This window comes from Pseudomonadota bacterium (genome assembly GCA_018242545.1).
GTDB lineage: Bacteria > Pseudomonadota > Alphaproteobacteria > 16-39-46 > 16-39-46 > 16-39-46.
Map to the genome: position 1 here is coordinate 38,956 of JAFEBT010000001.1, position 15,322 is coordinate 54,277.

Annotated in this window: 9 protein-coding genes; 2 read left to right on the forward strand and 7 right to left on the reverse strand. The window is 32.9% G+C overall.

Annotated features, from left to right (window positions below; all coding sequences use genetic code 11):
- Nucleotides 1-215: 215 nt before the first annotated feature.
- On the forward strand, nt 216-668 hold the full coding sequence (locus JSS34_00220) for a helix-turn-helix transcriptional regulator (protein ID MBS0184773.1): 453 nt from the start codon (nt 216-218) through the stop codon (nt 666-668).
- 53 nt (nt 669-721) lie between these two features.
- Here JSS34_00220 and JSS34_00225 read toward each other — a convergent pair whose 3' ends face one another.
- The 4 genes from JSS34_00225 to JSS34_00240 form a co-directional block, all read right to left on the reverse strand.
- Nucleotides 722-2,317 (reverse strand): hypothetical protein, encoded by a 1,596-nt coding sequence (locus tag JSS34_00225; protein ID MBS0184774.1) that lies wholly within the window; start codon nt 2,315-2,317, stop codon nt 722-724.
- 355 nt (nt 2,318-2,672) lie between these two features.
- Complete coding sequence (locus JSS34_00230) at nt 2,673-3,596, reverse strand: hypothetical protein (GenBank protein MBS0184775.1); 924 nt, start codon at nt 3,594-3,596, stop codon at nt 2,673-2,675.
- 188 nt (nt 3,597-3,784) lie between these two features.
- Complete coding sequence (locus JSS34_00235) at nt 3,785-7,210, reverse strand: tetratricopeptide repeat protein (GenBank protein ID MBS0184776.1); 3,426 nt, start codon at nt 7,208-7,210, stop codon at nt 3,785-3,787.
- Nucleotides 7,211-8,211: 1,001 nt separating this feature from the next.
- Nucleotides 8,212-9,915 carry a hypothetical protein gene (locus JSS34_00240; GenBank protein ID MBS0184777.1) on the reverse strand — a complete coding sequence of 568 codons (1,704 nt, stop codon included), beginning with the start codon at nt 9,913-9,915 and terminating at the stop codon, nt 8,212-8,214.
- A gap of 906 nt (nt 9,916-10,821) precedes the next feature.
- Here JSS34_00240 and JSS34_00245 point away from each other — a divergent pair.
- Nucleotides 10,822-11,088 carry an HU family DNA-binding protein gene (locus JSS34_00245; protein ID MBS0184778.1) on the forward strand — a complete coding sequence of 89 codons (267 nt, stop codon included), beginning with the start codon at nt 10,822-10,824 and terminating at the stop codon, nt 11,086-11,088.
- Between the two features lie 60 nt (nt 11,089-11,148).
- Here JSS34_00245 and tadA read toward each other — a convergent pair whose 3' ends face one another.
- The 3 genes from tadA to JSS34_00260 are packed head-to-tail and all read right to left on the reverse strand — an operon-like array spanning nt 11,149 to nt 15,319.
- Entirely contained in the window at nt 11,149-12,072 is a 924-nt protein-coding gene (tadA, locus tag JSS34_00250; protein ID MBS0184779.1) for a Flp pilus assembly complex ATPase component TadA, read from the reverse strand.
- Nucleotides 12,073-12,101: 29 nt separating this feature from the next.
- Nucleotides 12,102-14,258, reverse strand: a complete 2,157-nt coding sequence (locus JSS34_00255) for a hypothetical protein (GenBank protein ID MBS0184780.1) — start codon at nt 14,256-14,258, stop codon at nt 12,102-12,104.
- Complete coding sequence (locus JSS34_00260; protein MBS0184781.1) at nt 14,255-15,319, reverse strand: TrbI/VirB10 family protein; 1,065 nt, start codon at nt 15,317-15,319, stop codon at nt 14,255-14,257. Before JSS34_00260 ends, JSS34_00255 begins: the two co-directional genes overlap by 4 nt.
- Nucleotides 15,320-15,322 lie beyond the last annotated feature (3 nt).

Here is a 15,322-nt window from a genome sequence, read left to right on the forward strand (position 1 = left end):
TCAATATTATTTTTCACTATAGACATTTTTTCTTAAGATCTTGTAACCTAAGAAAAAAGATATAGTGGTTACTTTTAATGAAAAAGTAGAAAGGTTTGAATTGATTCTAAGTGTCCTTCTTAAAAATACTTCTCAAAGAATGAACCTTTTGATGAATTTTCAAGAGATGCGTTCCTTTTTTCATATAGAGTGTCTCTTTATTTAGGAAAAAAATTATGTCTCACCTTCAAAACTACATTCGAAAAAAACTTGAAGAAAAAAATATGTCTATTAATGCGCTTGAACGTGTTGCTGGACTCAAGACAAATGCTGTCCATAATATTCTTAAAGGAGCTTCAAAAAACCCTAAAAAGGAAACTCTTCTTGCAATTGCAACAACTTTTGAATGTTCTGTAAAAGATTTAACAGAAGGTATTGACGAAACAGAAGGTTTGACTTCTTCCTCTTCTCAAGATAAAACTTCTCAAGAGGCTAACCCGACTTGGGACCCTGATCTTTATGCTAAGATAATAGAGATTCTAACGCCAATTCTTGCAAAAAGAACGACCCTTCCTCTCACAAAAAAAATTCATTCTCTAATTTGGGAAATTTATCTTTATTCTTTTTTCCATGAAGAGAAAAAAGTTGACCCGCGTTTTGTAGAATGGCTCATTAACAAATATTCTTAATCTCAAAGATCACTCTTTTTTATTTAGAAAATTTAGAGAAAATATAATTTTTCTTATTTAGATTTGAAAAGATTTATAATATTAAGATTAGAATAATTTTTAGTCTCTGTCTCAAGAGAATTCTTAATAATAATTTCTGTTATATTAAAAGGTCCTTTCTTCTCTCCCCTGACAATTGACCAGCCAAGAGAGTGAGCTATTTTCATAAGATTTCCCTGTGCCGGATCAACCAAAAAATCTTTTTCATATCTAGAAGAAATTGAATCCAGCTCTTTCAAATAATTTTCAGATAAAATAAACCCATTATCTTCTATCATAAGCTTTGATATATTGAGGCGCGTTTCAAGTTTAAGCTTTATGAGACCGTTTGGAGGAACTCGCAAAATACATTCTTTTAAAATAAAATAAACAAGGTAATATAAAACTGACAATTCTCCATAAATTAAAAAATCTCTCCCTTTAATTGATATTTTAATATTATTTTCAGCAAGCTCTTCAGAAAAACTCATGATAACTTCTTGAACTGTTTTGCTGAATGAAAGTTTTACAAGGCGCGGATGAAGTTCTAATTGCTTTAAGGTCTCAGAAAATTTTCCAAGAGCTTCTTCAATTTCTTTATCTTTACATTTTATGATGAGTGCTTCTTGCAGAGGTTGCAGTCCTTTTAAAAACTCTTTTGAAAAAGGAAATATTTTCTTAAAAATGCGCTCCTTCCCCCTGTTGGAAGATTCTTGATCAGAATATTTTTTTTGTAGTATTAGGTTTTCCTGTTGTAATTTTTCAACTTTTATATGCGATGCAGAGATTTTTTTTAACACCTCTTCATATTGGCTCCTATTCTTTTCATTAATTAATTTTGTTAATTTAAGAACATTCAATATAAAAGCCCCCAAGCCCACCCCAACAAAAAACAAGCAACAAAATAAAAATCCTAGTCGATTGCATAGAAAAAAATTGCCCCAAGAATCTGTATAGATTAAGTCCAAATAATTTAGAAATTCTCCTGGATCTACGACGAAAGAGTCCGACTTATTCTTAAGCCCTAAGTCAACATTTTTAAGCCCTGCATGCTTTACAAACTCTTTAAGATCCTGACTTATAAAAAGAATACAAGGTATATTCTCCTCATAAAAAAATCCTTTTGCAAAATATAATTTTTCATTTTTATAAAAAATCTTAAATTTATCAATTTCAAAGTAACACCTTTCAATAATTTCTTTTGGAACAAATTTTTCTTGAATAAGTCCATGTTTATTATAAATATGTTTTTCTTTTCCAATAAGGAGAGCAATACAAAGAGAATGGGTATGGGGGTTAGATTTTATAAAAAAATTAAAATCTGAATTTTCATTCAATTTAATTATGTTTTTTTTATCAAAGATCAATGTCCCAAAATTCAAAATACGCGCTAAATCCGAATCTATTAATTTTTCGAGCTCATTGATCTTGCTAAATATAATGCGTTCGGCCTCTTTAAAATCGTCTTTTTTATTCTTCTCATAAGAAATAAAAGATTCCCCTAAAAAACAAATAACGATTGAAATTGCCAAAAACAAGGACCATAAAGACGCTTTCCATTTAATTTTGAGGGGGGTACTATCATTCATAATAATGTCTCTACAAAGAATTCGATCTTTTTGTATAAACAAACAAAATATCCTTAATTTTTTCAGATTAAGGAAAAAACAAATTTTTAAGAAATATTCCTACTTTATCGAGGATGCCTCCATTCTAAATTTTCCTGATCAGAAGCCGTCTTCAACATAAATCTTCCTCTTTCGCCTAATTTGTCTGTTTCTCGATATTTCTTAAGTGTATTCTATTTATATTTAAAGTTAGCCTATTGTCAATAGACATACTTTAGCTCACATTTTAATGATTTTAGACAAATTAAACTTTATTTTTCAAGGCCATAAAATTCTAAAGAAGATGTTTTTATTTTTTTTGATAATTTTAAGAGTTGCATTTATAAATCTTCCATAAAAATATTTTTATTTAAATTTTTTAATAGTCAGTTCCTTCATCGACAAATATTTTTAAAAGTCTTTGGAAGCCAGGATCTTTTTGATTTAATAGCTCAAGGTATTTTTTATAAGAAATCTTACCATTTTTAATATATCTTGCAGCCATCGTCACATCTAAAGGAAAATGGGGAATGTGGTTTAAAAATTGCAAAGCTGCTTCTCTTTCTTGAAGGTCTAAAACGTTCGGAGAGAAGTCAAAGAGGATTGAAGAAAAAAGAGTTAAGGCCTCTTCTTTTTGAAGTTCTCCAACTTTAATAATATCCTCAGGCTTTAAATATTTATAATCTTTCAAATTTTCATCCCGTGTTACCAAAAGTACCTTCCCTGTTCCCCAAAGAGCTGTATCTTGAGGAAGATAATTTTCGATCTCAGAAAAATTTTTGATATTGTCATATATAAGAAGCCAATTCTTATGGTTTTTAAGAATCTTTTTTACAAAGGAAAGAAATGAGAGAGCTTGGGTCTCTAAATCTTCTATGTTTTCAATTTTTATAAGTTCTTCTTTCTCTATATGTGTCGTTGCTAAAGAGTAGGCAAAATCCTTAAAAGAGTGACTTAAGGTTTCTTTATTTTCCGCATTAAACTCCCATACAATTTTGTCATGTTGCGCATATCCATAATATCGCGCCAAAACTGTTTTCCCGCTTCCCTTTTCTCCAACAAGCGCAATAACATCTATTCGATTTTCTTCCAGACCCTTACCTTTTTCCTCGATCTGAGAGACAAGCTGAGGACGCTTAAGAAGCGTGTTTTCTTTGGGAATAACCAACTCAGCTTTTACATTTCTAAGTGCATAATCTGGTTTATATATTTCCTTTGAAAAAAAGGCGACAAGACTGAGAATAATCCCAATAAAAAAAAGAGTATAAATTTTTCTTTTTAACTGAATCGAATAAAAAAACATTTTAAATCTCTTAAATCTTTCTTACTTTGTTAAAAGTCTCTGGCTTTTATAAGACGGAGACTCAAGAAAATATATATTTTCTAATTAATAATTATCTTTAAAATATCAAAAAGAAATTATATATCGATTTTTATCAAATAACGTACCGTACCTAACAATTTTCTGATCTAATTTTTCTCAACACGCTTCTATATTAATTTCATATTCTCCAATCTTTTTTTTATCGTAAGAAAATGCGGAGCATCTTTTGGAAAATGCGCGATAACATGCTCCAACACTTGTTTAAGGGAAAGAAGACTTTCTTCTTTAATCCTAAGGGCTTCAATGCTCCCCTTTTCTTTCAAATTCTTTTCATAAAATTTTAAAGAAAGATTAAATAAGTCTTCAAAAGGCTTATAAGCCTCAGGATGATTATTTTTTACAAATATAGAAAGTGCATTCTTTAGAGATTTCTCAGAAGCCTCAAATTTTTCTTCCAAAAGATCAAGTTCTCCTAAAAGCGTCAAAACGTAAGCTGTCTCGAGATGTTCTTTCCCATAATTCATTTCGAAAATTGGAAGTGCCTTTTCAAGATATACACGGGCTTTTTGATAATCTCCGAGCTTCATATAAGCTTTGCCAAGAAAGGCAATAACACGCACCACTGTATAATGTGTTTCAGGGTAAAGGTCCGGTCTCTTTTTATAAATATCAAGACATTCTTCAAGAATTTCACATGCTTTTTTGGGATTTCCTTGTTCGATATATGCATTTGCAAGATCAAGCGCTGCCCAACACTTACAAAATGGATCATCTGGGAAATAGTCTTTGTAAATTTGAACACTTTCACTTAATAAATTTGTAGCTTTTTCATAATCTCCCAAATAAAGATACACATTCCCAAGAGCAACCAACGTCCAACCCGTCCTAAAATGTTTCTCAAGACCATTATTCTTATAAATTTCATAACTTTCTTCTAAAACTTTTTGGGCCAACTCATATTTACCTTGCTCTCGATAAACACGACCAAGATAAGCTAACGTACGTCCAAGCCCAATAAGATCATTTGGAAAATCATTTTTATAAAGAGCACACGCTCTTTCAATAAGCTGCTGGCCTTGGGTATAATCCCCAAGGTCATCATACATCATTCCTAAAAATGAAAGCGCTGAAGCTGCTTTTGGTGTGCGTTCTGAAAGAATTTTTTTATATTTTAAAAGCGTGGTATCAACTGTTTCTTTTAATTTTTTAATGTCACTTGTCTCACTATAAATAAGCCCTAATGCAATTAAGTCGTCAAAATTATTCTTATTTTTAAAATTCTCATCTCCATCCATTGATCGAATGTTTTCTTCTAAAATTTTTTGAGCCTCCTGATAAGAAGCTTCATTCGCATAATAATACATATGTCCTAATTTACTTCTTAAGGTGTAGAGAGCGTCTTTTGTTAATAAATAGCTATGTGAAAGAAGCTTCTTACAATGGCGTGTCATTGCCTGAATGGTAACAGGTTCTTCCTTTTCAAGAATATTATCAATATAATTCTCAATGACATTCATTGCTCTTTTAATCAAATGGTCATTTTTAGCCAAATTTAATTTTGAAATAAGATGACTCAAACTTATTTCTTGCGTGCTTCGATGCATTGAATGCGTCGGAAGAGGGTTTAAGGGCCCAAGAGTTCCTGAAGAGACAAAAGAATATTTATGTAATGCATGAATAAAATCTTCCACAACTGTTTCGCTTTTAGCTGTCTTTAAAAAGTCAACTGGAAGATGCTGCGAATCAAGAAGACACATTAAGATAAGAAGGTCTTTAAAATCAGGATGCATACTCAGGAGATGCTCCAAGGAAAGCGTCACAATTTTATGACGTGTTTTAGTATAATCTGAAGCTTCTTTTAAAAGTTGTTCATGTGTATTTTCAAAATCCTCATTCGAATGTTGAATGAGTTCTAAATATTTTTCATAAGAAATTTTTCCATTTTTTATGTAACGAGCAGCAAGCGAAACATCTAAAGGAAAAGGAGGAATGGAATCTAAAAACTTAAGGATTTTTTCTTTTTCTGTCTGCGGGATTTTATCAAAAGGCATATCAAATAAAATACTTGAGAATAATTTTAAGGCTTCTTCTGATTGAAGCTCTCCGACTTCAATGATATTTTCAGACTTTATATAACTTGTATTATTAATATTGCTATCACGCGTTGTTAAAATAACTTTTCCATATCCCCATACATCTGGATCTTGTGGAAAGTAGTTTTTAATCTCAGAAAAATTTTCAACGTTATCATAGATAAGGACCCAATTTTTTTTCTCTTTCAGTGTTTCTTTTACAAAGGAGAGAATTTGTTTTTCTCTTTCTTGGAGGTCTGAAATTTTTTGAATAAATTCAAGATCTTCTTTTTGCTTTTTTGTCTTAGCCAAGGAGTATGCTAAATCATTAAAGGAAGCCATTAAAGTGCTTTTGTTTTCTGCATTCAACTCCCACACAACAGCGTCATGCTGCATATGACCATAATACCTTGCAAGGGTTGTTTTTCCAACGCCTCCCATTCCAACAAGACCCACGAGCGCAACAGTCTGTATCCCATTTTCCCCTCTCATCTTTTCGTCTATTTTAGAAATGAGATCAAATCTTTTAAGAAGGGTGTTTTCTGTTGGAAGAATCAAATCCGATTTTATATTTTTTTCTTGCGGTGATAACATATAAAGAGCAAAAGCACCACTTACCACAAATAACAAAATAATTGATATGAGAATTTTTTTAGAAATATGATAGGGTGAATAATTTAAAGTTTCTTTATTCTCTGAAGGTCCAAAAGAAGCAGATTTTAAAGAAAGAATCCCGTCTTGTGCAGAATATTGCTTAAGTTTATAAGCCGATTCAAAGTTTGAAATAATTGCGTCCAAAGAAATTGTTGGAAGAATCTTCTGAAGGACTTCAAAAAAAGAATCATAATAATTTTTTTGTTGATCTTGCGTTTTAGAATCTTCTGGCGATTCTTCAAAAATGTCTTTCTTTTTAACAAGGATGGGCGTTATATTTTTTTCGAGTTCATTCTCTTCTTCTTTGTTTTTTATATCTTCAAAAGGCATCACATAAAAAATTGAAGTTGAAGAATTTTTTTCTTTCTTCTTCATCGCCCCAGAAAGAGAAACACCACTTTCTAATTTTTGCCGAGAAACATGAATTCCAGCCTCTTTTAAATTCTTTTCAAACTCAGTTAAAAAAGCCATCACTGACGCATTCTTCTCATGAGTTTCTTTAAAGGCAATTAAACAGGAAGGAGAGTGCTTTCCAACAAGGAGAGAAACTTCCTTTAGTTTCTTGGTAAAATCAGCCTGAATGGCAATAACTTGATAATGATATCTAAAGAAAGGAAGACTTCCAGATTGCTCAATGCAATTAATAATTCCTTCACGGGAATTACAGCCGAGTTTTTGCATAATATTCCGAATATGATTATCGATGGTCTTTACAGAATTGGAAAGAATTCCGGCAATTTCTTTTACACGACGACCCGTCAAAATACACGAGATCACATCCAACTCTTTTGGTGTGAAATCAATGTCTTTTGTCATCTTAAAATATTTATTATAATTACCATCTAAGAAATTAAATGTTATCGGCATTTCCATATTTTATAAACTCTTACAGTTAATATATGTACCTAAAAAAACTTACTTCATTACTTACAAGATATACGAATAAATTCTATGAACGCGATTAAATCAAAAACAATTAATGTGGACTTTAGAAGTATGTTTTTATAGAACGATTGCCCTAATCTCCCATACTCATATTCATTTTGTCAAGCCTGTTATTTTTACATATCATTCTGTTTCTTTTAGAAAAAATTAAATATTTTAAGCAACATAATGGTTTTTTATTTTAAAACCTAATTGAAATTTTTTATAATTTTTCCTAAGGTTTCCAATAGATTTATCAGGTTAACATTTTTTAAAAACTGACCTTTACAAAAATAAATTTTTTATACACACTGTGTTGCATTTTTGCTAAAAAATAAATAAATCTTTAGTATTATTTTATGCAAGAAACTTCATATTCATTACAATACTTCAAGCATATTTTGAACGCCTCTTTTTCTTTTTTGCTGTTTTTCTTATGCAAGTACTTAGATCTTTCGCAATTCCTTCTTATGGAATGGACTCTGGAGAACAAAACGACAAAGAGGGATCACCTAGAAAAGCTATTAAAATGGAAGGGCCAGAATTTTCTGCGTCTTTTTTAGATCCTTTCCCTTTTAAGAGAGCAAACTAAGCTTTCAATAATCCTTGGCTTTCATCGTGAGAGCGCATAGAGGCTTTAACACATGTTTTTAGAGCAGGAACAGACGATGATAAAAATGACTTAACCTGGATAGTAAAATACAGATTATTTATAGAAGACTATCAAAAATAGAATTTGTATTTTTGATTAGACCAGTTGCACAAGTTGATTCTGCTCATTTTTGTTCTTGGATTTCTGCAGTTATTTTTAATATCAAATTTGATATACGCAACAAGTCTATTAAAGAGTTGAAATCTGTAATGACGTTAGGATCGCAATAGCTTTATAATTCTCTTTGATAAGGAAGGAGAATTATAAGTCCATAAATTTTATGTGAAAAAACTTATCTTTTTTCAAGCTCTTCACCTCGATGACCCTTGGCTCCTTTTTCAATGAGAAAATTCCATGTTACAGGATCAAAAGACGCCTCAAAAATAATCGGATGGCAGTTAACAAAAGCATTTAAATTAGCGCCCATAGACAAAAAAAGGTCAATTAATCCCTTTTCGCCTCTAGCTACAGAGGCCCAAAGACAAGCGTCAAAATTACTTGGTTTATATTCTTGTACTTTTAGAAGAGATTTTATATCATCTTCAGAAGAAGAGGTACGTATAGCCGTATATACAGCTTCAGATTTTGAAAGATGTTTTATTTTTGCGCCATTGTTGAGGAGGAGAGTAATAGCTCCTGTTGGGAAATAACCCGTAATGGCGCTATCAAGAAAGCTGTCTTCCTCATCCCAAGGATTGTTTACTTCTACTCCTTGATGAAATAAAGTCTGAACTTCTTCAAAATCTTGCTTTTTTAGTTTTTCTAGTAGTCCACTTCTTAAATCTTTTTTTTGTCTTTCGAGCCTGGCCTGCCTTCTTGCTTCTTCAATATTTCTTTCCTTTTCTTCTCGACTTTTAGGTGATCTAAATTTTTCAAAATCTCTCGATTTCTCTTGAGTATCTTGATCTTTCATAGAGGATAGCGTTAGCAATCCATTTTGCATAAAGCAAAATTCTTTAAAATAACTTTCGTCAACCAATAAATTATTCGCATGAAGCCATTGAAGAAATGGGGAATTTACAAAGAACCTTGTCCTATGAGCTGAATAAGATTCTCTTAAAGCAGAGGCCTTAAAATCCGAATCTAAAATCCTAAATTTTACAACATACCCAGCATGCACCTGAAAATACCGCGCGTCACATTCTTCCAGTCCCACGTATTCTAATGGTAAAACTGAAGGACTCTCTTTTCCCTTCTGAATTAAAAATGCATCGAGATAAGGAGGTAAAGCATTGGCGCTTCTCGGATTAAGTATAAAAGGCACTTTAAGATGTATCAGAACATCAAGAAGATGCCCGCGAGAAACTAAAGGAACATCATATCTCGAATCCAGTTTTTCTTCCTCATAGAGGTAATGAAACCAATCCATATTAAGAAAACCACCTGTGCGTGTTTTATTAAAGGCAGCCATAAATGTTCCTAAAGGATTGAAGAGATGCCGCATGGTCCACCGTGAGATTGTCAAATCAAATTCAACGGAGCCTAAGCCTCTTTTTCTGAATTCCTCTTCGAAGTCTTCAATCATAAAAAGACCAAATTTATAGATTTTACAATTCCAGTCTCTTTTTACTGCTTTATCTTTATAAGGCTCTCCTCGTATCCCAACAATATGGATGGTCATACCCTCAAGAGTTGCACCCATTTCTTTAAAGTCACTTGCCCACGCATCGCAAGATTCAAAATTTCCAGCTCCAATATCTAAAAGCCATACATTTCTTCGACCTTCTTCATAGGCTTCTCTCACAATTATTTTCGAAAGTTCTTTTTGTTTTATATCAGCCAAATCATAATAAGACTCTCCATTAAACACCCCCCAAGTCGATTGAGAAGAAGCAGTCTGCACAAAAAATTCATAAGTAGAGCGCGAAATGCGGCCAATAAAAGACGGTGGTTGCCTTCCCACAATATATCTTTCTTGATCCTCCAGAGCAAAAAGAGAGATAGGGAACATTGTAAAAATAAAAGCAAAAACATTTATATAAAAACGTAATTTCATTGTCTTAAAATCCTATATAATTCATTACAATATGTTTAATTATGTAAATCTTAAAAATATCCCTCTAAAATTTTAAAAAATTTAACTAGAAATATAATAATATGTCTAAATCTCTGATCTTCTTTATGGGCTAAAGGTTTTAATTCCTACGTTATCCGAAAATTTCTATACTAAAGCCTTTCATGCATATATTAGGCTTTCATAGTTTCTTATATAGATATTTATGAGGCTACTTTCAAGACCTTTAGTAATATACATAAAACCTAATAACTATAACCATTCTTCCTTATCTCTTACATCAAACTAACCTTGTTTATAGCTTTTACCCATTTACTTTGCATAAGAACAAAAATTTCTCTCTCTCGATAAGGAAGTATCATCAGAAAAACAAAATTCTTACGAAGTCCGCTATATGAGTTGGTTATTAGTATAACCGGAATGTAAAGAAATTGTCACTTTTATTCAGACACAAGGAAATAAAGGAGAGCAAAAGTGGGCAACAAAAAGGTTACAATACTTCTAGCCTCAAAATTTTTACTGCGATGCGCCTTGAAGAATTTTTAAAGAGGGTCTTACCTTTCAAAAAGAGGGGATGTTTGTTAAAATTGAATCATGCAAAATAAAAAAATCTATATTCGTCTTACATTAAATAAGTTGAGATAGATTTATCTTTTTAATTTTTAAATAATAATTTTTATTACTTTTTATATTTTATGAAAATTTTTTCTTACTTCTCAAAAAGTTGTCTCCCTTTTTAAAAAAGGTTTTTTCTTGTTCACAAGTTTAAAAAACTTCTCCTTTTTTTTAAAATTAAAAATTCTTGTTTATCTTGCTTGACCCTTTTTAAAAGATATGAAAGGATCACTATTATTCACAATACAATGAACAATAAGGAGGAAACTTTAAATGAATAAAAAAGATCTTGTTGACTATATTGCAAAACAAACTGGGCTTAGCAAAGCAAAAGCTGAAGAATCTCTAAATGCGACCTTCGAAGGAATCACAAAAGCACTTAAGAAAAAAGAATCTGCTTCTTTTGTTGGTTTTGGAAGCTTCTCTGTTTCTAACCGCAAAGCACGTAATGGAAGAAATCCACGTACAGGCGCTGCAATTAAGATCCCTGCATCTTCTGTTGCACGTTTCAAACCAGGAAAGTTCTTAAAAGGTCTTTAATAAGATCGTCATCTATTCTAATTGCCTTTGGATTAAAAAAACCAAAGGCAATTTTATTTTTTAAACCCCGACCGTGCTTTCTTCTCGTTCCCAAATACTTTGAATTCTTTTCTTATCCGCGTCCCTAGATTCGATTTGAATGACAAGATCAATTGTTTTTTTCAAAAAATCAAAAACGTTTTCCGCCTTATACCCTGAAAGGTTCAAGTTTTGTTCAAAGGCTGAGGCAAGTGCAAGCTTAGGAGAATTTGCATGAATTGTACACATAAATCCTTTATGTCCTGTATTTAAAAGTCTCAATATCGGAAAGCTATTCCGAATAGAAACTTCGCCTGTTAAAATAATATCGGGACGTGATCGCATAAAATGATCTATAACTGCCTGATATGTAAGGCATCCATTTTCCTCTCCACGCGGAACAAGATAAGATTTCCAATTTTTATGCGGCAAATTTAACTCACGTGTATCTTCCACTGTTAAAATCCGTTTAGAGAGAGGGATCTCTTGGGCTAACAAATTTAAAAATGTTGTTTTTCCTGAACTTGTTCCTCCTGAAATCAAAATTGATTTTTGACATCGCACAGAATTACATACCTTTTCTATAAGAGAATCTGTCATTCCAAAATCTTTAAATGTTTTATTTTGTGTGCGGTGAAGCCGAATTGAAATCGAAATTCCGTCTTTGACAAACGGTCCTAACATCGCTTCAAATCGATGAAAATTCTTTGTTTCTGGATCTTGAAAGGACGTTGAAAGAATAGGGTGCGTCTCAAGATCAAAAATAAGACCGCTCATATTTGCAAGAACATGGCATACCATTTTCCAATAGGCATAGTTTAGTTCTTGAACTTCAACAAAAGTATACCCCTTCCCTTCAATCTCAAGTCCTACCTCTTTTTCACGAAGAATTGAGAGCTCCTTAAGATTTTTTATCTTTAAAAAAGGACGCAGAGGCTCAAGAAGCGTTTTTAAAAGACTTGTCATTTTCTAAAATTCTTTAAAAAAAAGGGATTTTAACATATTTGCGTTCGAATATTTTGAACAGGAGACATCTTCTCCCAAGAGCTAAAACTGACGTCCCCAGATGGAAGCTCTGTTCTAAGTCTCTTTTCAAGAAATGATGAATGATAGAGAAAAAACGGAAGGCCTGAACTTCCCCAAGGCGCTTTCTGCCGAGCCTCTCCACATCCAAGCCATTCCCCATCGAAACTTCCACTTGGCCAGTGAATGTCTTCTGTTGGTCTGTTTCCAGATTTCATATACCAAGAAGAAGATTTATGCTCATGCATCTCTTCATAAACTTTACAAAGATTTTTACTTTTTTCAGGAAGGGCTTTCCCAATAATTTCCTTGAAGAAAGTTCCATCTGGTCTTCGATATATTTGAACCTCATGTTGCGGAACAATTTTAAAACATCCTTCATAAAAGGCATTTTCCTCATCTGCTAAGACCTGTATATCTTCTGGAGTGTAAGCAATAGACGGTAAAGAAGCCTCCTGTTCTTTTGAGTTCTTGATGACAACACTACCGGCATAAGGAACATCAATATATATTTCTATCTGAGGCTGTGAAGATTTCGTCTCGTCATTATGAACATATCCGATAAGTCGCGTGTGATGTAAAAACACATGCTCTGAGGGTTCACAATCTGTGACAAAAATTCTTTGATCTCCGCTCTTATAAAAAAAACGAGAATATCCCTTTGATTGACCCGTTTCAAAATTATGATCAAATTTTTGGGAACAGCCTTCTGTTGTCTCTTCCAATTCTTGAGAAGGTCGACAACGTGTCAAAAATAAAGGTCCTTCTCGAGATTCAATCATAACACGAACTTGGACAAACCTTTTTCCTGATTGAGGATCAACAATAGGGGGACATCCCAGAGTTGAACCCTGATGTGGAAGAGCTTCACCATCATCACGACAGGGTGTTATTCTTCTTTCATGACCTTTTATAAAGGTAACAATACGCGTTTGAGGAATCGATTTTTTCTCTTCAAAATTATGATGATATCCGCAAAAAATCTTTTCGAGACGCAGCTCTTCTTTTTTTGAATGAGGACGGCATTCTTCTATAACAATGCGTCTTTTTCGGTAATCTTTATAAATAAGGGTTGCCATTTGATGCGCTGTCATTTTCTTTAGATCGACGTCAAGGTCACATGCGTCCTCTTCTTCTAAAATCTCAAAAGTGATGTCTTCATCGGGTTTGCAAATCTCATCCACGCGATGTACTTCGCCTTTATCGTCTACCCAATAATGCTTATACTGGGGATGAACCCGTCCTTCCTCTTTTAATATATAATCTGGGCATTCTTCATAATGCTTTTTAAGTGGATATCGCTCATTTGAATCAGAACAAGGCTCCTCCTTATATATTTTTCCATTTTTTCGAATAATAGATCGCGTTTGAATGATTGCACTTTCCTGCTTTTTATCAATACGGACAGAGCATCCTTCCTTTAAAATATCGATCTCAAGGTTTTCGGGAATAAATCCAAGGGAATTTTCAGAAAAAGACCCTTTAACTTTTTTTTGTTTCTTTTTCTTTTTTTGAAAAGGCTGCAAAGAGAAGCCTTCTTGTCCAAGATATCTCTTTTCTTCAGAATTATAATTTCCTTTCGTAAAACTTTTCTCCACGCTTGAAATTTTTTCAGAAAACATACCTTTCTTTTTATCTTCTAAGGAAGGAGATTTATGGGAAAGAAGCCAATCTTTTTTGTAGATCTCTTGTATTTTTAGAAAAAAAGTATGCAAATCTCCTTTAACCTCAAGTTCTGTCCCTCTTGGAATAAAAGAACTTTTAACTTCAGAATACAATTTCTCTACTTGCATGCTTCTTGAAAAACTTTGCTCTCTTTTTACAAGTGCCTCCTTCCACACAATTAAAAACTTTTCTTTTCGAGATGAGTTCGATTTTTGTCTTCCTTTTTTATAAATACCTTTTAATATTCCTTTATAGCTTTGAGATTCATTTCGCCCTTTTATTCTAAAATGTACGGTTATTTTTCCACCTCGAGATGAAAGCGTTTGATTTTCAAAAGAATAAGCTTTGATCATTGGGAAATGAGCCTCTGTTTTCATCCCTGCACAATAAAAAAGCGCAATTACACTAAAAAAGAAAATCTTTTTTTCCCCTTTTTTCTTCCAAGACATACTTCTTAAAGTCATTTGGAATTTCTTTCAGAAATTGAGGTTTCGTTTTCGATAGGTGAACGCAGCCAAATATCCGTCATGGGAATAATCTGAAGGCGCGATCCTGCAGCAACATTAACAATGGGAGCTAAATTAATATGTGAGTTAAGAAGCCCAGTTGTAATATTTCCAAGATTAACACTCAAATTTCCAGCTGCTTGGCGAACAAGCGATGTCTCAGAAGTGTCAGCCCCCGCAGCTGCAAGGGCTGAAATCCCTGCAACAATAAAAGAAGAACTATATTTTTCCCAAATACGATTATCGACCTTTCCGATAAGTCCTGTACGCGCCATTTGATCGGCCGCATAAGCATCTGTTAGAAGAACACTTGCCCCATCCGGCCTGATGGCTCTTCCACACACAGCATTCAAACGCGTATCACCCTCTTTAACAAGAGATTTATAAGAACAAATAATACGCGTTCCTTTTGGTAATAAGATATTGCGCCCTTCATTTGCAAAAACATGCCTTTCAACAATAACAATAAACCGTCCTCCGAGTTGACTATTAATGGCATTCTCTAAAATAACAGGAATATAACGATCTGCCGTAAGAACACGATCTCCTTTTACAGGAAATGTCGAGAGGTCTTCGCCAATACCTTTTAAGCGCGAAACATAATTTGAATCCGTTAAAATTAAAGAAGCTTTTTCTTCGGAAATATTTTCTCTCTCAAGAAAAGAGAATCCAGAACGCTGGTGAAGAGAATTTTTTCTCTCTCGGCTTACTTTATTTAAATACAAAGATTTTCTCTCTTTTTCAGGTTTTTGTGAATGGTTTTGGGCTTCAAGGAGAGCATGAAAAGCTGCTTTATTTTCTTTTTCCATATCACTTGTCTCTTCAAAAGAATCGACGTCGTCTATTGAGGAGATTTCTGAATCGAGAGAAATATGATCAAGATTATGTAAAAAGCTCGAAATTTCTGAATTAAAATTCAATCGATTAAGAATCGTTTTGTTTTTTTCTTCTTGGCATCCTTCAAGACAACTCCAGGACAATCCCAAAAGGAAAAACCGAAACCCACGTTTAAAAAACATTTT